Consider the following 17,199-nt stretch of genomic DNA (forward strand, 5'->3'; position numbering starts at 1 on the left):
GGCATCATCGGCGGATGGCCATCATCGACGTCGTCCGGGGCGACATCACCCGGGAGCGCGTGGACGCGATCGTCACCGCGGCCAACGAGTCGCTGCTCGGCGGCGGTGGTGTGGACGGCGCCATCCACCGGGCGGCCGGCCCCCGGCTGGCCGAGGCGGGCGGGGCGATCGGCCCCTGTCCACCCGGCGAGGCGGTGGCGACCCCGGCGTTCGACCTCGACCCGCCGGTCCGGCACGTCATCCACACCGTCGGCCCGGTCTGGGAGGGCGGCGGGTACGGCGAGGCCGAGGTGCTGGCCTCCTGTTACCGCCGCTGTCTGGCGGTCGCCGACGAGGTGGGCGCGCGCAGCGTCGCGTTTCCGGCCATCGCCACCGGGGTCTACGGGTTTCCGGCCGACCGGGCGGCGCGGATAGCGGTCGACACGCTCCGGTCCACGCCGTCGGCGGTCGAGTCGATCCGGCTGGTCGCCTTCGACGAGCAGACCGGCACGCTGCTGCGGGCGGCCCTCGACGAGCCCAACCCGGCCACACCGACAACCGACTGACGGTCCCGCTCCGGACGTCGCGAGAACCGGAAACCGATCGTCGTCAACGGGTTCCAACGGCCCGTCGGTGCCGCCGGTCCGTTCCTCCGCGCGCCGGTCATCCGCGCCGTCCGGCCCCGCCGGCAGGCAACGATCGCCGCAGCCCTCGCCGGTGTACCGTCCGAAGTGGCGCCCCGGGGTAGGGCCTGGGGCGCCACCACCCCAGCCCCACCTGGGAGTTGATCGACATGGCCGACAGCATCGGCGCGCGCATTCGGTACTGGCGTCTCCGGCGCCACGGCATGACACAGTCCGTACTCGCCGGCCTGGCAGGAGTCTCGCAGTCGTACATCTCGCAGGTGGAAGCCGGTCACAAGGGCATCGACCGGAGGTCGACCCTGGTCGGGATCGCCGCCGCACTCCAAGTCACCGTCGCCGACCTGCTCGACCAGCCAGGCGACCCGACCGACCCAGCAAAGGCCGGCGCCGCCGACGCGGTCCCCGCGATCTGGACCGCGCTGATCGAGATCGAAGAAGGCGAGCGACGCACACCGACCCGCCCCGCCGACCAGCTCGCCGCCGCGATCGACCGCAGCGCCGCCATGCGCCTCAGAGCCGACTACGCCACCATGGCGCCGCTCCTACCGGGCCTGCTATTCGACGCCGCAGCGTACGGCGGCAGGAGCCTGGCGCAGGTCGGCTACCAGGCGTCGACCTGCCTCCGACACCTCGGCTACCGGCATCTGGCCCTCACCGCGGCAAAGGTGGCGTTGGCGGCGGCGGAGGATGCGGGCGACCCGGCCTGGATCGGCGCATCCCGGTTCGCGTGCACCCAGTCGATGCCGATCGAGGCGGCCGATATCACCGCCCGTGTCGCTGCCCGCGCTCTCGCTGACCTTCAGGCGGCGGCCGTCGCGCCGGACGCACGGCAGACTCTCGGACAGTTGCATCTCGCGGCGGCGTTCACCTGCGCGGTAGGCGGCCGCTTTGACGACAGCCAGGCGCACCTCGCCGAGGCGAGCCGGGAGGCGGACAGCCTCGGCGACCCCGAGGACGGGGCTGGCTTCAACGCCGGGTGCTTCGGCCCGACCAACGTGATGCTGTGGCGAATGTCGATCGCGGCAGAGTCGGGCGAGTACGGCCGGGTAATCGAGCTGGCCCGCACCGTGCGGCCGGAGCCGCTGGCAATGGCGAACCGGCACCAGTCGTACTGGATGGACCTCGGCCGGGCGTTGGCCCACTCTCGACGCGACCGGGAGGCCGAAGTGGCGTTCACCCGCGCGGAGCTGGCCGCGCCCGTGCCGTTCAGCCTGAATCCGCTGGCCAGGGACGCAGTGGTGACCATGGTGCACCGCAGTCGACGGAACGCCGTGTCCCCCAGCTTGCGAACCCTGGCCCGTAGATTCCGAATCGAGCACCTATAACCGCCGGTAATACCCGCATCAACCACTCCCCGTAGCGTCCCGATCACGGGCGCCTGCGATGCGCTGTACGGCGCATCACCCGTGCGGGCGTCCCGGTCGGTCGGGTCGGACCTCCCTGTGCTCGGCCCGACGCGGCGCGGCTCAGGTTGAGAGTGGCACTCCGTGATCGGTGATCCGGGGCGCCATGACCGGACGGGAGGGGGCGCGACGGTGACAGGCGCGGACACCCTGGCCCAGTGGTGGGTCGACATCCAGATCGAACGCCAGCACCGGGGCGGCGGCCGGTGCATCGAGTGCGCACCCCGGGGTGGATGCATGCGGCTGCTCGGCGCCGTGCGCCGCCGCGTCGACCGGATGGAGAGCACCGGTGGGATCCGGCACGGCCTCGGGCGGCTGATGTGATCCGGATGGTGCGGCGCTGGCTGACCGTCGAGTGGCCGGTGCCGGTCGAGTGCGCCTTCGCCCGCCTGGTCCTCGGCGTGCACGCGCTGCGGGAGTGCGGCCGATGCGGGCCGGACGGCTGCCCGCTCTGGGGCTGGGCGGTCGAGATCCATCGCCGGGAGCACGCCGTGCGGGTACTGCTCGGCGGGGCGCTGCCGGCGGCGGTCACGGCCGGCGACGTCCGTGCGGCGCTGGAGCGGGTCCGGTGAGCATGGTGCCGGAGAGCGCGCCCGGCCTGGCGGTGGACTGGGCGTGGGCGACGATCACCGCGCACGCCGAGGGGCGGCACTGCGGTGGCTGTCGGGGCACCTGGTGCCCGACCGCCGAGTGGGCGCTGTGGGTCGTGATCACCGACCGGATCGTGCCGGCGGACCGGCGGAAGCTCGTCACGGTGGTGGCGCGGCAGGTGATGACGGCGCACTGGCCGCGCGGGATCGATGGCTGTCGGCCGTGCGCTTTGCCGGACTGCGGCCGGATCCAGCTTGCCGGGACGTGGCTGGAGGTCGTCGGTGACGAGGCAGTGCCGGACTCGGTGAAGATCCTGCGGTCCACGCCGACGGCGGATGACCTACGCCGGATCACCGGCATGGGCGGGCCGCCTACCGAGCCCGGGGCATGATCGGGCGCCTGTCCGCCGGGGTAACGACACGGGCTGCGTGACCACCAGATGACGGACCGGCAGCCGCCGGTCCGTTCTTGATGTTGTTACGAAACGGCCACGAAATGTTCTGTCATGCAGAACCAAGAGAGGGGAGCGTTGCTACGAGCGGAATCGAATTGTAGCGTCCGGCTAAGCCTCGGGCCGGGGTTCCCGGCCGACGGGCGGATCCCGGACGGGTCGGGCGAGCACGTGACGACCCCATAGGGCAAGGGAGTCCAGGATGCTCAGCCGGCCTCGTCGATCGTCCGAAGGAACACCGCGATGCTCCGGGTGATCGGTGCCCGGCTGCTCCAGATGCTGGTCGTCGTCCTCTGCGTGACCGCGCTCGGCTTCGGCCTGGTCAACATCCTGCAGGGCAACGTCGTCTACGCGATCCTCGGCGACTTCTACACCCCGGAGGCCGCCGCCGAACTCACCGCGCAACTCCGGTTGGACGATCCGCTCTACGTGCGCTACCTGGACTGGCTCGCCGCCGCGGTGCAGGGCGACTTCGGTACCTCGGTCATCACCCACCAGCGGGTCGGCGAGGCAATCTGGCTGGCCCTGCCGCCGACCGTCGAGCTGCTGATCGGCGCGCAGCTCGTCGGGATCACGCTGGCCCTGCTCACCACGCTGCTCTCGCTGCGGTTCCGCTGGGCCGACCGGTTCGTGACCGTACTCGGGCTGATCGGCAACTCGGTGCCGGCCTTCGTGGTGGCCCTGATGCTGATCGTGGTCTTCGCGACCAGCCTGCGGATGGTCTCCTCGATCGGCTGGGTCGACCCGGCCACCGGCGGCTGGGGCGCCAACCTCAAGGCGATGATCATCCCGTCCGTCGCGCTGGGCGTGTCGGTCTTCCCCGAGTACATGCGGGTGCTGCGCAGCGAGATCTACGAACAATTGGAGAGCGAGGAGTACGTCACCCTCGCCCGGATGAAGGGCCTGTCCAACACCCGGGTCCTGGTGCTGCACGTGGCCCGCAACTCGGTCGGCGGGCTGATCACGCTGATCGCGCTCACCACCGGGTTCCTGCTCTCCGGCGTGGTCATCGTCGAGGAGGTCTTCTCGATCCCCGGCATCGGCCGGCTGGTGCTCGGTGCCATCAACAACCGCGACGCCACCCTGCTCCAGGGCGCGATCGTGCTGATCGCGGTGGGTGTGGTGGTGGCGAACCTGATCGGCGAACTGGTCCAGATGCGACTCGACCCCCGGGTACGCCCCGGTGCGCGCCGCCGTGCCCGGGCCGGCTGAGGCGATGGCCGGAGCAGCGGTGTACGGCGACAGCGCGCGGGCAGGCCGCGCGGAACAGGTGGCGACGAGGGCGAGGGAGAGGCGAATCCGATGACCGTTGACGTACCCCAGCGGCCCGTACCCGGGCCGGCGCCGGACGCGGCGGTCGCGCTCGCCGCCGACGACGAGGCGTGGATCGCGGCGCCGCGCCGGGACCGGCACCTCGCCCGGCTGGCGCAGCTCGGCCGGGCGCTCCGGGCCCCGGCGGTGGGCATCCCGGCGGCGGTCTTCCTGCTGGTGGTGCTGGCCTGCTTCGCCGGGCCGGCGCTGCTGGGCCTGCCGTCGCCGGTCACCGGCGACCTGGCCGACGCGATGGCCCCGATGGGCTCGCCCGGACACCTGCTCGGCACCAACGAACTCGGCAACGACGTGCTGTCCCGGCTGCTGCACGGCGGCCGGGTGTCGATCGTCGTCGGTCTCGGCGCCACCGCGATCAGCCTGGTCGCGGGCGCCCTGCTCGGGGTGACGGCCGGCTTCTTCGGCGGCTTCTACGAGACGTTCGTGATGCGGCTCTTCGACACCCTGCTCGCCTTTCCGGGGCTGATCCTGGCGCTGGTGATCGCCGACTACCTCGGCCCGAGCCTCACCAACACCACGCTGGCGATCAGCCTCTTCGGGGTCTCCCGGTTCGGCCGGCTGGCCTGGTCGCAGACCCTGACCGTGCGGCACCGGGACTTCGTCACCGCCCCGCGCAGCGACGGCGCCGCCGCGTACCGGGTGATCTTCGGACACATCCTGCCGAACGTCCTGCCCCCGCTGCTGGGCTTCGCCCTCTTCACCATCGGCACCGCGATGATGATCGAGGCCGGGCTGAGCTACCTCGGACTCGGCGTACCGGAGCCGGAGCCCACCTGGGGCAACCTGATCGCCTCCGGCGACGCGTACCTGAGCAGCGATCCCCGGCTGGTCGTGCTGCCCAGCATGGCGCTGTTCGTCACCGTCCTGTCCCTGAACCTGGTCGCGGACGGGCTCCGCGGTCGGCTGACCGAGGAGCGCTGATGACGGAGAACGGCGCCGTCCGAGCCCCGGCGGCCACCCCGGTGGTCGAGGTCGAGGACCTCACCGTACGGGTGCGGCGCGGCTCGACCCTGCTGACCCTGGTCGACGGGCTCTCCTACCGGGTGGCTCCGGCCCGGTCACTGGCGATCGTCGGCGAGTCCGGTGCGGGCAAGTCGATCGGCATCCGGGCGGTGCTCGGGCTGCTGGACCCGCGCCGCTTCGAGGTCACCGGCACCGTACGCCTGGACGGCGTCGACCTGGCCACCGTGCCCAAGGCGCGGCGGCGGAGCTTCGTCACCGGCGTCGCGTCCCTGGTGTTCCAGGACCCGACCCGGTCGCTGAACCCGACGATGCGGGTCGGACCGCAGATCGCCGAGGCGATGCTCGCCGGGTCGGGCCGACCGGACGAGGCGGCCGGTGAGCCGCCGCTGGGTCGGGCGGAGGCGCGCCGCCGCAGTGTCGAGCTGATGCGCGACGTCGGGATCGCCGCACCGGAGGAGCGGTACTTCGGCTATCCGCACGAACTCTCCGGCGGCATGCGGCAGCGCATCGTGATCGCGATCGCGCTGGCCTGCCGGCCGAAGGTGATCTTCTGTGACGAGCCCACCTCGTCGCTGGACGTCACCACCCAGGCGGCCATCATGGACCTGCTGGACGGGCTGCGCGAGTCCCGGTCGATCGGCACCGTCGTGGTCACCCACGATCTCGCGCTGGCCGCCTCCCGGGCCGAACAGGTGCTGGTGATGTACGGCGGGCAGGCGGTCGAGACCCTGCCCGCCCGGGGCATCGCCCGGGCGTCCCGGATGCCGTACACCCAGGCGCTGGTCCGGGCGGTGCCGGACGTCGGTACCCCGGGCCGCCCGCCCCGGCCCATCGAGGGCCTGCCGCCGGATCCGCGTACGCCGCTGCCGGGCTGCGCCTTCGCGCCCCGCTGCGACCAGGCACGGGACGACTGTGCGCAGGAGCGCCCGCCACTGGTCGAGCTGTCGGCCGGGCATTCCGTCCGCTGCTGGCACCCCGGAGCGGCAATCGAGCAGGGGCCGGCAGCCGCAGCGGCCACCCCGCGACCGGAGGTGACCCGATGACCACTGAGCCGACCGAGCCGACGGTGCTGGACTGCGTCGACGTGGTGCAGGAGTTCAAGGTGAAGGGGCGCCGGCCGTTCCGCCGGGCCACCGTCTCGGCGGTCGCCGGGGTGAGCTTCACGATCGCCCGGGGCGAGACGTTCGCCCTGGTCGGCGAGACCGGCTCCGGCAAGTCCACGCTGGCCCGTACGGTGATCGGCGCACCCGGCCCGGTCAGCGGCCGGGTCACCGTCAGCGGCCGTACGGTGGGCCGGCGGCGCCGGCCGGAGCGGGACGGCCGGCGTACCGGCGGCGTGCAGATGGTGTTCCAGGATCCGTTCTCGGCGCTCGATCCACGCTGGACGGTGGAGCGGAGCGTGACCGAGCCGCTGGTCACCGCCGGGGTCCGCTCAGTGCCGGAACGCCGTCGCCGGGTCGCCGAGATCCTGCACCTGGTCGGGTTGGGCGCCAGTCGGTTCGCCGGCCGGCGGCCCCGGGAACTCTCCGGCGGCCAGGCTCAGCGGGTGGCGATCGCCCGGGCCCTGGTCTCCCGGCCGGACCTGGTGATCCTGGACGAGCCGGTGACCGCGCTCGACGTGTCGGTGCAGGCCCAGGTGCTCAACCTGCTCTTCGAGCTGAAGCGGCGGCTGTCGCTGACCTGCCTGCTGATCGCCCACGACCTGGCCGTGGTGCGTACCCTCGCGGACCGGACCGGGATCATGTATCTCGGCCGGCTCTGTGAGACCGCACCGACCGACGAGCTGTTCGCCAACCCGGCGCATCCGTACACCGCCGCGCTGCTCTCGGCGATCCCACCGGCGCTGGACGCCGAGACGGTCCGGGAGCGGATCCCGGTGGTCGGCGAGCAGCCCTCGCCGCTGAGTCCACCGTCCGGCTGCCGGTACCGCACCCGCTGCGTCTACGCCCAGCCGACCTGTGCCGAGTCGGTGCCGGAGCTACGCGAGATCGCCCCGGGGCACCGGGTCGCCTGTCACTTCCCCCTCACCGGCGCCCCGTCGGCCGGCGCCCCGTCAGCCGCCGCCCCGGCCGGCTCCGCGTCGCCGGCCGGCTCCGCACCGGCGGTCCCCGCCGGTCAGGGCTCCGTACCCACTCACCGAACCGTTGCCGGAGAACAAGGGTGATCTCTGTGGAATCCGTGAAGATATATTTCGACCCCCGGTGTCCGTGGTGCTATCTCACCAGCAAGTGGGCCTGGCGACTGGCCGAGCTGGGCGAGATCGAACTGGACTGGGGCCTGTGCTGCCTGGAGATCCTGAATCTCCCGGAGGGCGCCGACCCGCTCGAACTGGAGGCGATCTCCGGTCCGGCGCTGCGCTGCGCGGTGGCGATCCGGGAGAAGGCCGGCTCGAAGGCGATCGGTCCGTTCTACAAAGCGCTGGCCCGGCGTACCTGGGAATCCCGGCCGCCCGCACCGGACCTGGTGGTGGCGGTCCGGGAGTCGGTGGTCGAGGCCGGCTTCGAGGCCGAACTCTTCGACGCCGCGCTGGCCGACCCGCAGACCTGGGCGGCGGTGGTCGCCGAACACCGGGCGCTGATCGACCGGGCCCGCAGCATCGGGGTACCCACCATCGCACTGGACGGCGGCGACGGCCCGATGATCTTCGGCCCGGTACTCAACCGGATGCCGAGCGACGCCGAAGCGGTCGAACTGTGGCGGCACGTCTCCTGGCTGGTGCGCTACGACAACTTCTCCGAACTCAAGCGCGGCCGGCTCGGCCCGCCCACGCTGCCGGCGGTCTTCTTCGACGACGGCGTCCGGACCCCGTGGTGGCCGTGGGGCCAGCGCCCCTGGGCCGCCCCCGAACCCGACCCTGACCCGGCGAAGCAGCCACAGCCGGAAACAACGACGACGGAGACGGCGGGGACCGGAGAGAACGGAGCGGGAAGATGAGACGGCGGAACGTACTCCTCCGACTGGCCCTGGTCGGATGCGTCGGCCTGGCCACGGCGGCCTGCGGCGGCTCCGGTGACGACGGTGCCACCGGTGCCGGCGGGGCGAACGGCCGGATCACGGTCGGCGGCTACAACTACAAGACCCTGGACCCGGGCGGCACCGGTTACATCAGCAAGTCGGTGCCGATCTCGCTGGACATCTACGGCTCGCTCTTCGACCCGCCGACGTCCCCCGACGGCGACTTCGTGCCGGACCTGGCCACCGGCTACAAGTACAGCGACGACCTGAAGACGCTCACCATCGAGCTGCGCCAGGGGGTGACCTTCGCCGACGGTACGCCGTTCGACGCCGAGGCGGTGGTCTACAACTTCGAGCGGTACAAGCAGGCGGAATCGCCGAACGCGCAGTACTTCAGGCAGATGTCCTCGGTCACCGCGACCGGCGCGCACCAGGTGACGATGACCTTCACCGAGCCGACCGCGACGATGATCGCCTTCCTGACCTACACCCCGGCGACGCTGATCGGCTCGCCGACCGCGCACCGGAAGGCGGGCCAGCAGCAGTTCGGGCTGAAGCCGGTCGGGGCCGGGCCGTTCGAGGTCGTCAGCCACAAGCCCGGCGAGGAGCTGGTGCTCAAGCCGTTCGAGAAGTACTGGGACCGGGCCAACGTGCACCTGGCCGAGGTCAAGTTCATCAACACCAGCCCGGAGGCGCAGGTCTCCTACCAGCACGTCGCCTCCGGCTCGATCGACAGCGTGCAGGTCAGCGGGGTCTCCACCCCACCGAACGTGCTGGACGACGCCAAGGCGAACCAGAAGATCGCCACCATCGCGGGCGAGAACACGCTCTACGCCTTCCTGCCGATCAACACCTACAAGCCGCCGTTCAACCGGCCCGAGGCGCGGCAGGCGATCAACTACTGCACCGACCGGGACTCGATCGCCAAGAACGTGCAGCGCGGCTGGGTCACCCCGGCGTACGTGCTGGCCGGCGCGGACAGCCTCTACTACCCGGATGGCGGGGTGGACGGCGCGAAGGCGCAGTTCCCGTACCCGTACGACCCGGTCAAGGGCAAGTCGCTGGTCGACCAGCTCGGCGGGCTGGAGTTCACCCTGCTCAACATCGGCGGCCACTCGCAGGTGATCTCGAACGCGCTGGCCCAGCAGTGGCAGCAGTGCGGGATCAGGGCGCAGGTCAAGGCGGTGCAGGGCCCACAGCTCAGCGAGGCGTACTCGGACGGCACCTACCAGATGGCGTACGCGTTCAGCGGCGGCATCAACGACCCGCAGTTCTACACCTCGTTCCAGTCGCCGAACACCCCGCAGGGCAAGCACGGCTTCGCCCGGGAGCACCCGGAGGTCCCCGAGCTGATCCAGTCGGCGAACCGGACCGTCGACCTCCAGGTCCGCAAGACCACCTGGCGCAAGGTCTGGACCTCGATGAACGACCTGGCCGTGGACATCCCGATCATCAGCGGGCCGAACTACACCTTCCAGAACAAGTGCCTGGCCGACGTGGACTTCGCGGCGGTCGGCGCGCAGTTCAAGAGCGCCCGACTGACCTGTTAGGAGACTGCGTGATGGAACTGCGCGACGAGCTGGACAAGGCTCTGGAGACGTTCGGCAAGCGGCTGGCGGCGGTCGGCCCGGACCAGTGGACGGCGGGCACCCCGTGCACCGAGTGGGACGTGTCGGCACTGGTCCGGCACGTCGTCGAGGGGAACGCGCACTGCGGCCAGCTACTGCGCGGCGAGGAGGTGGACCGGAGCCCGGTCACCGGCGACCTGACCGAAGCCTGGTCGGCCAGCGTCGAGGTGATCCGGTCCGCGTTCCGCGAGCCGGGCGCGATGACCGCCGAGGTACGGCTGCCGAAGCGCACGGTCAGCGGCGAGGAGTTCCTGATCATGCGGATCAGCGGGCTGGTCGTACACAGTTGGGACCTGGCCCGGGCGATCGGGGCCGCCGAGGAGATGGACGAGGGCCTGGTCCGGCTCGCGTACGGGTTCTTCGCCCCGGCGGCGGCCGAGGGGAGCCTGCCGGCGGACCGGTTCGGGGCGCCGCTGCCGGCGGCCGAGCCCGAGGCCGACCTGCTGACCCGGCTGCTGCTGGCCTGCGGGCGCAACCCGTGACACCACCGGCCCAGATGTGTTAGGAATTCTCGTGGACGAAACGTGGATGGGTCTCGTTTCTGCTCTCCAAAACTCGGGCCGGAGTGATCGGGGCCGATGCCCCGGTCGCGCCCGGAATGTGCGGTGATCGATGTCTGACACCCTCACCCGGTCACCGGGCTGGCCACCCCGGACGCCACCGCGCCCGGGCCGGTTGCCGGGCCTGCTCAACCGGCCGGCGCGGCTGCTCGGCCGCTCGCCCGCGGTACGCGTCGCGATCAAGCGGGTACTCCAGGCCATCCCGGTGGTCTGGGGCGCCACCTTCATCACGTTCTGCCTGATGAACCTGCTGCCGGGCAACGCCGCCGTCGCGCTGCTCGGCGACGACGCCACCCCGGAGCAGGTGGCGGCGCTGTCGGCACGGCTCAACCTGGACGAGCCGTTCCTGATCCGCTACCTCCAGTGGCTGGGCAACGCGCTCACCGGCGACCTCGGCAACTCCTTGCAGAACAACGAGCCGGTCACCACGATCCTGGGCCGGGCCCTGCCGGTCTCGCTGGAACTGGTGGTGCTGGCCTTCGCGCTGGCGCTGCTGGTCGCGGTGCCGACCGCGGTGGTCGCGGCGAAGCGCCCGGGCGGGTTCGCCGACCGGATCGGGATGCAGATCAGCATGTTCGGGCTCTCGGTGCCGAACTTCGTCTTCGCCCTGGTACTGGTGCTGATCTTCGCGGTCGGCCTGCGGGTACTGCCCGCCGTCGGGTACGTCCCCCTCGGGCAGGGCCTCGGCCCGAACCTGCGGGCGATGGTGCTGCCGGCCACCGCGATCGCGTTCGCGCTGTTCTGCGAGTACACCCGGGTACTCCGGGCCGACATCGTCGACCAGATGCTCCGGGAGGACTACATCACCACCGCCCGGGCCAAGGGGGTCGGGAGCTGGCAGGTGCTGATCCGGCACGCGCTGCGCAACTCGGTGTTCAGCCTGCTGACCATCGTCGGGCTCCAGTTCGGGGCGCTGATCGGCAGCACCGTGATCATCGAGCAGATGTTCGGCCTGCCCGGCATGGGGCAGGGGCTGCTCCAGGCGATCAACAACCGGGACGTCCCGGTCGTCCAGGCGTACGTGGTGGTGATGGCCTGCTTCGTGGTCGGCGCCAACCTCGTCACCGACCTGCTCTACGCCGTCCTCGACCCAAGGATCCGCCATGGCCGTCCAGCCGCCTGACCTCGCCACCGTCCGCCCCGGTGCCGATCCGGCCGCCGACCCGCTCGGCGCCGCCGCGACGGGCCCCGCCCGGGCGAGCCGGCGCCGGCGTACCGCCAAGGGCCTCTGGATTCCCGGCACCATCCTCGGGCTGATCGTGCTGGCCTGCTTCGTCTGGCCGCTGGTCTACCGCGACCTGCCGTCCCCGACGGCCGGCTCGCTGCTGGCGGCCAACCTGCCGCCGTTCTCGCCCGGACACCTGCTCGGCACCGACCCGCTCGGCAACGACATCGTCTCCCGGCTGCTGCACGGCGGGCGGGTGTCGCTGGAGGTGGGAGTCACCTCCAACGCCATCGGACTGCTGCTCGGCGGCTCGGTCGGGATGTTCGCCGCGTTCCGGGGCGGCTGGCTGGAGACGGTCACCATGCGGCTGCTGGACATGCTGATCGCGTTCCCCTCCCTGGTGCTGGTGCTGGTCGTCTCGACATACCTGACGCCGAGCAAGCTGAACGTGATCTGGGCGATCTCGTTCTTCTCCATCCCGACCTTCGCCCGGCTGGCCCGGGCCGCCACGCTCCGGCTGCGCGAGCAGGTGTACGTCGTCGCCGCCCGGCTCGCCGGGCAGCGGGACAGCGCCATCCTGTTCCGGCACATCGCCCCGAACGTGCTGCCGCAACTGCTGACCTACAGCCTGCTCTGGGTCGCCGCCGCGATCGCCATCGAGGCGTCGCTGAGCTTCCTCGGCTTCGGCGTACCGGCCTCGGAGCCGAGCTGGGGGATGATGATCTCGCGCGGTCAGGCGTACATCTCCAGCAATCCGGAACTGGTGCTGATCCCGAGCGCCTGCCTCTTCCTCACCATCGTCTGCCTCAACACCCTCGGCGACGCCCTGCGAGCCCGGACCGGTACGCCATGACGATCCAGAGCCAGCCGGACACCGCGACCCGGACCGCCGACCCGGACGAGCCGCTGCTGACCATCGAGAACCTGGAGGTCACCTTCCGGACCCGGGACGCGGCGGTGCACGCCGTGCGCGGGGTCGATCTCACCGTGCACGCCGGCCAGACGCTGGCGGTGATCGGCGAGTCCGGCTCCGGCAAGACCGTCACCTCCCGGGCGGTGCTGGGGCTGCTGCCCCGGACCGCCACGGTGCGCGGCTCGATCCGGCTCGGCGAGCGGCAGATGGTCGGGCTCGGCGAGAAGGAATTGCGGCGCTGCCTGGGCCGGGAGGTCGGGATGATCTTCCAGGACCCGGCCCGGTCGCTGAACCCGACCATGCGGATCGGCAACCAGCTCACCGAGGCGATCCGGGTGCACCTGCCGATGAGTCGCCGCCAGGCCCGGGAGCGCGCGGTCGAGCTGCTGGCGATGGTACGGCTGCCCGCGCCGGCCCGGCGGTTCCACGAGTACCCGCACCAGCTCTCCGGCGGGATGCGCCAACGGGTGATGATCGCGATCGCCCTGGCCTGCCAGCCGAGGCTGCTGATCGCCGACGAGGCGACCACCGCGCTGGACGTCACCACCCAGGCGCAGATCATGGACCTGCTGCTCGACCTGCAACAGCGGTTCGCGATGGGGCTCGTCCTGATCAGCCACGACATGGGGCTGGCCGCCTCCTACGCCGACCAGATCGCGGTGATGTACGCCGGCCGGGTGGTCGAACGTGCCCCGACCCGCCAGATGATCGCGCACGTCCGGATGCCGTACACCCGGGCCCTGCTGGACGCGACCCCGAGGCTGGAACGCCCGCCGCACGCCACGCTGCCGGTGATCTCCGGCCGCCCGCCGGACCTGCGGGTCGTCGACCCCGGCTGCGCGTTCGCCCCGCGCTGCTCCCGGTCCCAGGACCGGTGCCGGCAGGAGCGGCCGGTACTGGCCGAGCGGGAACCCCGGCACGAGTGGGCCTGCTTCTTCCCCTGCGGGGACGAGCTGCCCGGTGAGGACGAGAGATGACGGCGGGAAACGGGACCGGTCGGCCACTGCTGGAGGTCCGCAACCTGGTACAGGAGTTCGTCGTACGCGGCCACGGCGGGGTACGCGGCGGCGTGGTGCACGCCGTCTCCGACGTCTCCTTCGAGGTACGCCCGGGGGAGACCCTGGGGGTGGTCGGCGAGACCGGCTCCGGCAAGTCGACGATGGTCCGCTCGGTCCTCCAGGCGCCGCCGCCGAAGTCCGGCGAGGTGTGGTTCCAGGGCGTCGACCTGGCCAGGGCGCGCAAGCGGCGGGACCTGGTCGCGGCCCGCCGGCAGATGCAGGCGGTCTTCCAGGACCCGTACGGCTCGCTGGATCCGAAGTGGACGGTCTTCTCGATCGTGGAGGAGCCGCTGGCCGCGTACCGGACGGGGGACCGGCGGCAGCGGCGGACCCGGGTCGAGGAGGTGCTCGACCTGGTCGGGCTGGACCCGGCGGTCTTCGGTGACCGGAAGCCGGGGCAGCTCTCCGGCGGCCAGTGCCAGCGGGTGGCGATCGCCCGGGCGCTGACCCTGGCCCCGGCACTGATCGTCTGCGACGAGGCGGTCTCCTCGCTGGACGTGCTGAGCCAGGCCCAGGTGCTCAACCTCTTCGAGCGGCTGCGCGCCGAACTCGGGCTCTCCTATCTCTTCATCGCGCACGACCTGGCCCTGGTCAAGCAGGTCAGCGACCGGGTCGCGGTGATGTACCTGGGTACGCTCTGCGAGGTCGGCCCGGCCGAGGAGATGTACCGCAACCCGCTGCACCCGTACACCAGGGCGCTGCTCGACTCGATCCCCAGCCCGGACCCGGAGCGGCCCCGGCCGAGGGTGCCGGACGAACTCGCCGGTGAACCGCCGTCCCCGCTCGACCCGCCGAGCGGCTGCCGGTTCCGCACCCGCTGCCCCCGGGCGGCCGAGATCTGCGCCGTCGAGGCGCCGCCGGTCCGGGCGGCCCGGCCGGACCACACCGTGGCCTGTCACTTCCCGCTCTCCCCGGCGGCCCCGCCCCCTTCGCCCGTTGCCGTGACGGGTGACCGGGGCGTCGGCGGCGCGGCCCACTAGAGACGAGGTACCCGGATGGAAAAGATCACCTTCCTCTTCGACCCGCGCAGCCCGTGGTGCTACCAGACCTCCCGCTGGGCCCGCCGGCTGGAGGCGCTCGGGGAGATCGAACTCGACTGGGGGCTGCTCTCCCTGGAGGTGGTCAACCTGGCCGCCGACGAGGACCCGGCCGCGCTCGACGCCGAGTACGGCGCCGCGCTGCGTACCGCGATCCTGCTCCGGGACCGGCACGGCCGGGCGGAGATGGGGCGGTTCTACTCGGCGCTCGGCGCGCTGATGTGGGAGCAGGCGCCGCCGGCCGCCGGCCCGGACGGGCCGGCCCCGGCACCGTCGGTCGCGGAGAGTTCCCGGGCGGCGCTGACCGCGCTCGGCCACGACCCGGGCCTGGTGGACGCGGCCACCGCCGACCCGGCCATCTGGACCGCCGTACTCGCCGAGCACCGGGACTGGATCGACCGGGTACGCGCGTTCGGCGTGCCGACCCTGGTCTTCGACGGCGGTGCCGGGCCGGCGGTCTTCGGGCCGGTCATCCGGGAGTTGCCGGACGACGAGACCTGTGTCGAGCTGTGGCGACACTTCTCCGGACTGGCCCGTTACGACTATCTCTTCGAGGTGAAGCGCCGCAAGGAGCTGACCCTGCGGGCCGAGTTGCCGGCCGCGGTGTGGCGGGCCGACCTGCGGGTCCAGGCGATGCGCGCCGCCCGGGAGGCGCAGCGCCCGGGCGGCCCGTACGAGGGAGCGAGCCTGGAGTGGGCGATGGCCGGCCTCCGCCGCGCCGGCACCTCCTGACTCAGTACGCCTCCAGTTCCGCCGGGGTGACCAGCTCGGCGTCCGGGGAGTCGACCAGGGCCAGGCTGCTGTCGTAGCGGGGGCGGTGCCGGGGTGCCGGGCCCGGGCGGCCGGAGACACGGGTACCGAGCTGCCGGGCGACCTCGGCCAGCACGATCGCCGCCACCAGCCGGTAGCGGTACGGCACGTCCGCGGCCGGCACCTCCAGCCGGGCGAACTCCACCCGTGGGCCGAGCCGGCGCCAGTCCTCGGCCGGCCCGGTCGCCTCCTCGTCCGGGATCACCAGCAGGGTCTCCGGGCCGCCGGTCAGGTCAACCCGGTGCAGCGGCGGACCGGTGACCCGCAGGCCGGCGACCACCACCCGCCGGGCCGGCATCGGCCGCTCCGCCGGCACGGGTACCACCCGGAGCGGATTGCGGGAGCTGCGTGCGGCGGCCCGGGCCTCGGTACGTACCGGCCGGGGCGTGCCCCACCACACCTTCGCCCGGTCGTCCAGCCCCACCGTCTGCCAGCCGAAGGCGGCGGCCGAGCGCAGCGTGCTGCCCGCCTCGACGTGGTCACCGGGCCCGAGCAGCAGTACGGCCGGTCGTCGCGACCCGGGACGGGCGCCCCGGACGGTACGCCGGCCGGACGCCGCCACCAGGTAGTGCAGGGCCACCGCGGCGGCCGAGGCGACGTTCAGGGTGTTCACCCCGCGTCCCGCCATCGGGATCTGTACGCACCGCGCGGCCGACCGCAGCACGTCCGGCCGTACGCCGAGACGTTCGTTGCCGACCACCACGGACGGCCGTCCAGGCGGGAGGGCGGTACCGAACACGGATGTCGCGCCGGGTGCGTTCTCGACCGCGACGATCGGGGTCGACGGGTCCAGCAGCTCCGGGCTGCCGATCATGTCCAGCGGCCCGCCGGCCCGTTCGGCGGACCAGTGCCCGGCCAGCCCCCGGCCGTCCCGGAACAGGCACGGCACCCCGAACATGGCGGCGGCGTCCCGCAGCGCGTACGCGTTCGCCGGGTTCTCCAGGCCGTCGCCGACCAGCCGGGCGCGGCTAGCCACGAGCCGCCGCCGTACCGGTCGGATTCCGAGCCGCCCCGGAAGCGGTGGCGACTGCCCAGCGCCGCCGGCAGCGGGCCGCGAACTCGTCCGCGCACCGCTCGTGGTCGGCGGTCCGGCGTACCCGGACGGTCCGCTTGCCGGTGCCGTGCTGCACCAGGTGGTGGCCGATCTCGTGCAGCAGGCCGTCGAAGAGCACGAAGTCGCGCAGTGTCGTACCGGGCCAGTCGATCCTGGTCAGCGTCGCGGCGGACTCGACCCGGGCACCGGCCCGGACCAGCCGGGCCCGGGACCGCGGCAGCAGCCGGCCGGGAACGGTCCACGGCGGTCGCGGCTGCTCGTGCAGGATCACCACCCCCGGCACCAGCAGCGTCGCGAGGAGCGGCCCGGGCCGGTCGGCGCCGACGGCGTGCCGCAGTTCGACGGCCCGCAGCCCGTACCGCAGCTCGGGGCCGAAGAAGTCCAGCAGCCGGGCGATGTCGCGGGCGGTTGCCGGATGCAGGAACCCCGGCCGGGCCGGAGACTCCCGGATCGGGAGCCGGGGCGGGGAGTACGGGATCGGGAGCCCGGTCTCCGGCTCGGGCCCCGGCCGGCGGGCGCGGCGGCGCCGCACCCTCGGCTCGGCCGCGCGCCGGCCCCGCGGCGCGTCGAGTCGGCGGGCGGCACGGATCGGGTACGGGTCGGTGTGCAGGCTACGACTCACGCGGTACGGGATCTCGGTGTCGGCACCCGCTCTTGGT

Annotated in this window: 19 protein-coding genes; 17 read left to right on the forward strand and 2 right to left on the reverse strand. The window is 72.5% G+C overall.

Features of this window, described 5'->3' with window-relative positions; translation table 11 throughout:
* Window positions 1-14 precede the first annotated feature (14 nt).
* The 17 genes from ACQEVC_RS16845 to ACQEVC_RS16925 all read left to right on the forward strand — a co-directional run bounded on the left by ACQEVC_RS16845 (window position 15) and on the right by ACQEVC_RS16925 (window position 15,408).
* On the forward strand, window positions 15-545 hold the full coding sequence (locus ACQEVC_RS16845) for an O-acetyl-ADP-ribose deacetylase (protein WP_432878260.1): 531 nt from the start codon (window positions 15-17) through the stop codon (window positions 543-545).
* 227 nt (window positions 546-772) lie between these two features.
* Window positions 773-1,948 carry a helix-turn-helix domain-containing protein gene (locus ACQEVC_RS16850; RefSeq protein ID WP_432878262.1) on the forward strand — a complete coding sequence of 392 codons (1,176 nt, stop codon included), beginning with the start codon at window positions 773-775 and terminating at the stop codon, window positions 1,946-1,948.
* Window positions 1,949-2,158: 210 nt separating this feature from the next.
* Window positions 2,159-2,350, forward strand: coding sequence for a hypothetical protein (locus ACQEVC_RS16855; RefSeq protein WP_432878265.1), 192 nt, complete (start codon window positions 2,159-2,161; stop codon window positions 2,348-2,350).
* 5 nt (window positions 2,351-2,355) lie between these two features.
* A complete protein-coding gene (locus tag ACQEVC_RS16860; RefSeq protein WP_432878268.1) occupies window positions 2,356-2,598 on the forward strand; it encodes a hypothetical protein in 243 nt (80 codons plus the stop codon).
* A complete protein-coding gene (locus tag ACQEVC_RS16865; RefSeq protein ID WP_432878270.1) occupies window positions 2,595-3,008 on the forward strand; it encodes a hypothetical protein in 414 nt (137 codons plus the stop codon). The genes ACQEVC_RS16860 and ACQEVC_RS16865 overlap by 4 nt, the downstream gene beginning before the upstream one ends.
* Window positions 3,009-3,311: 303 nt before the next feature.
* Complete coding sequence (locus tag ACQEVC_RS16870; protein ID WP_432878273.1) at window positions 3,312-4,280, forward strand: ABC transporter permease; 969 nt, start codon at window positions 3,312-3,314, stop codon at window positions 4,278-4,280.
* Between the two features lie 90 nt (window positions 4,281-4,370).
* Window positions 4,371-5,318: an ABC transporter permease gene (locus tag ACQEVC_RS16875; protein ID WP_432878276.1), complete on the forward strand. Its 948-nt coding sequence runs from the start codon at window positions 4,371-4,373 to the stop codon at window positions 5,316-5,318.
* Entirely contained in the window at window positions 5,318-6,403 is a 1,086-nt protein-coding gene (locus ACQEVC_RS16880) for an ABC transporter ATP-binding protein (RefSeq protein ID WP_432878278.1), read from the forward strand. The genes ACQEVC_RS16875 and ACQEVC_RS16880 overlap by 1 nt, the downstream gene beginning before the upstream one ends.
* A complete protein-coding gene (locus ACQEVC_RS16885) occupies window positions 6,400-7,524 on the forward strand; it encodes an ABC transporter ATP-binding protein (RefSeq protein ID WP_432878281.1) in 1,125 nt (374 codons plus the stop codon). Before ACQEVC_RS16880 ends, ACQEVC_RS16885 begins: the two co-directional genes overlap by 4 nt.
* 5 nt (window positions 7,525-7,529) lie before the next feature.
* Window positions 7,530-8,294: a mycothiol-dependent nitroreductase Rv2466c family protein gene (locus ACQEVC_RS16890; protein WP_432878284.1), complete on the forward strand. Its 765-nt coding sequence runs from the start codon at window positions 7,530-7,532 to the stop codon at window positions 8,292-8,294.
* Complete coding sequence (locus ACQEVC_RS16895) at window positions 8,291-9,865, forward strand: ABC transporter substrate-binding protein (RefSeq protein WP_432878286.1); 1,575 nt, start codon at window positions 8,291-8,293, stop codon at window positions 9,863-9,865. Before ACQEVC_RS16890 ends, ACQEVC_RS16895 begins: the two co-directional genes overlap by 4 nt.
* Window positions 9,866-9,876: 11 nt before the next feature.
* Entirely contained in the window at window positions 9,877-10,425 is a 549-nt protein-coding gene (locus ACQEVC_RS16900; protein ID WP_432878288.1) for a TIGR03086 family metal-binding protein, read from the forward strand.
* 130 nt (window positions 10,426-10,555) lie between these two features.
* Complete coding sequence (locus ACQEVC_RS16905) at window positions 10,556-11,626, forward strand: ABC transporter permease (protein ID WP_432878291.1); 1,071 nt, start codon at window positions 10,556-10,558, stop codon at window positions 11,624-11,626.
* Window positions 11,607-12,521: an ABC transporter permease gene (locus ACQEVC_RS16910; RefSeq protein WP_432878293.1), complete on the forward strand. Its 915-nt coding sequence runs from the start codon at window positions 11,607-11,609 to the stop codon at window positions 12,519-12,521. Before ACQEVC_RS16905 ends, ACQEVC_RS16910 begins: the two co-directional genes overlap by 20 nt.
* Entirely contained in the window at window positions 12,518-13,558 is a 1,041-nt protein-coding gene (locus tag ACQEVC_RS16915; RefSeq protein WP_432878295.1) for an ABC transporter ATP-binding protein, read from the forward strand. Before ACQEVC_RS16910 ends, ACQEVC_RS16915 begins: the two co-directional genes overlap by 4 nt.
* Window positions 13,555-14,619 carry an ABC transporter ATP-binding protein gene (locus ACQEVC_RS16920; protein WP_432878298.1) on the forward strand — a complete coding sequence of 355 codons (1,065 nt, stop codon included), beginning with the start codon at window positions 13,555-13,557 and terminating at the stop codon, window positions 14,617-14,619. Before ACQEVC_RS16915 ends, ACQEVC_RS16920 begins: the two co-directional genes overlap by 4 nt.
* A gap of 15 nt (window positions 14,620-14,634) precedes the next feature.
* Window positions 14,635-15,408, forward strand: coding sequence for a mycothiol-dependent nitroreductase Rv2466c family protein (locus ACQEVC_RS16925; RefSeq protein ID WP_432878300.1), 774 nt, complete (start codon window positions 14,635-14,637; stop codon window positions 15,406-15,408).
* A gap of 1 nt (window position 15,409) precedes the next feature.
* Here ACQEVC_RS16925 and ACQEVC_RS16930 read toward each other — a convergent pair whose 3' ends face one another.
* The gene (locus ACQEVC_RS16930; RefSeq protein WP_432878303.1) at window positions 15,410-16,462 is read right to left on the reverse strand and encodes a TrmH family RNA methyltransferase; all 1,053 of its coding nucleotides are present in this window, start codon (window positions 16,460-16,462) and stop codon (window positions 15,410-15,412) included.
* Complete coding sequence (locus ACQEVC_RS16935; protein WP_432878306.1) at window positions 16,455-17,162, reverse strand: hypothetical protein; 708 nt, start codon at window positions 17,160-17,162, stop codon at window positions 16,455-16,457. Before ACQEVC_RS16935 ends, ACQEVC_RS16930 begins: the two co-directional genes overlap by 8 nt.
* Between the last annotated feature and the right edge of the window lie 37 nt (window positions 17,163-17,199).

It is taken from the genome of Plantactinospora sp. CA-294935, assembly GCF_050936445.1.
In the GTDB taxonomy this organism is placed as follows: domain Bacteria; phylum Actinomycetota; class Actinomycetes; order Mycobacteriales; family Micromonosporaceae; genus Plantactinospora.

Coding starts and splice junctions, on each gene's coding strand:
- ACQEVC_RS16845 (WP_432878260.1), top strand. CDS start 15: ATGGCCATCATCGACGTCGTCCGGGGCGACATCACCCGGGAGCGCGTG.
- ACQEVC_RS16850 (WP_432878262.1), top strand. CDS start 773: ATGGCCGACAGCATCGGCGCGCGCATTCGGTACTGGCGTCTCCGGCGC.
- ACQEVC_RS16860 (WP_432878268.1), top strand. CDS start 2,356: ATGGTGCGGCGCTGGCTGACCGTCGAGTGGCCGGTGCCGGTCGAGTGC.
- ACQEVC_RS16870 (WP_432878273.1), top strand. CDS start 3,312: ATGCTCCGGGTGATCGGTGCCCGGCTGCTCCAGATGCTGGTCGTCGTC.
- ACQEVC_RS16875 (WP_432878276.1), top strand. CDS start 4,371: ATGACCGTTGACGTACCCCAGCGGCCCGTACCCGGGCCGGCGCCGGAC.
- ACQEVC_RS16880 (WP_432878278.1), top strand. CDS start 5,318: ATGACGGAGAACGGCGCCGTCCGAGCCCCGGCGGCCACCCCGGTGGTC.
- ACQEVC_RS16885 (WP_432878281.1), top strand. CDS start 6,400: ATGACCACTGAGCCGACCGAGCCGACGGTGCTGGACTGCGTCGACGTG.
- ACQEVC_RS16895 (WP_432878286.1), top strand. CDS start 8,291: ATGAGACGGCGGAACGTACTCCTCCGACTGGCCCTGGTCGGATGCGTC.
- ACQEVC_RS16900 (WP_432878288.1), top strand. CDS start 9,877: ATGGAACTGCGCGACGAGCTGGACAAGGCTCTGGAGACGTTCGGCAAG.
- ACQEVC_RS16905 (WP_432878291.1), top strand. CDS start 10,556: ATGTCTGACACCCTCACCCGGTCACCGGGCTGGCCACCCCGGACGCCA.
- ACQEVC_RS16910 (WP_432878293.1), top strand. CDS start 11,607: ATGGCCGTCCAGCCGCCTGACCTCGCCACCGTCCGCCCCGGTGCCGAT.
- ACQEVC_RS16915 (WP_432878295.1), top strand. CDS start 12,518: ATGACGATCCAGAGCCAGCCGGACACCGCGACCCGGACCGCCGACCCG.
- ACQEVC_RS16920 (WP_432878298.1), top strand. CDS start 13,555: ATGACGGCGGGAAACGGGACCGGTCGGCCACTGCTGGAGGTCCGCAAC.
- ACQEVC_RS16925 (WP_432878300.1), top strand. CDS start 14,635: ATGGAAAAGATCACCTTCCTCTTCGACCCGCGCAGCCCGTGGTGCTAC.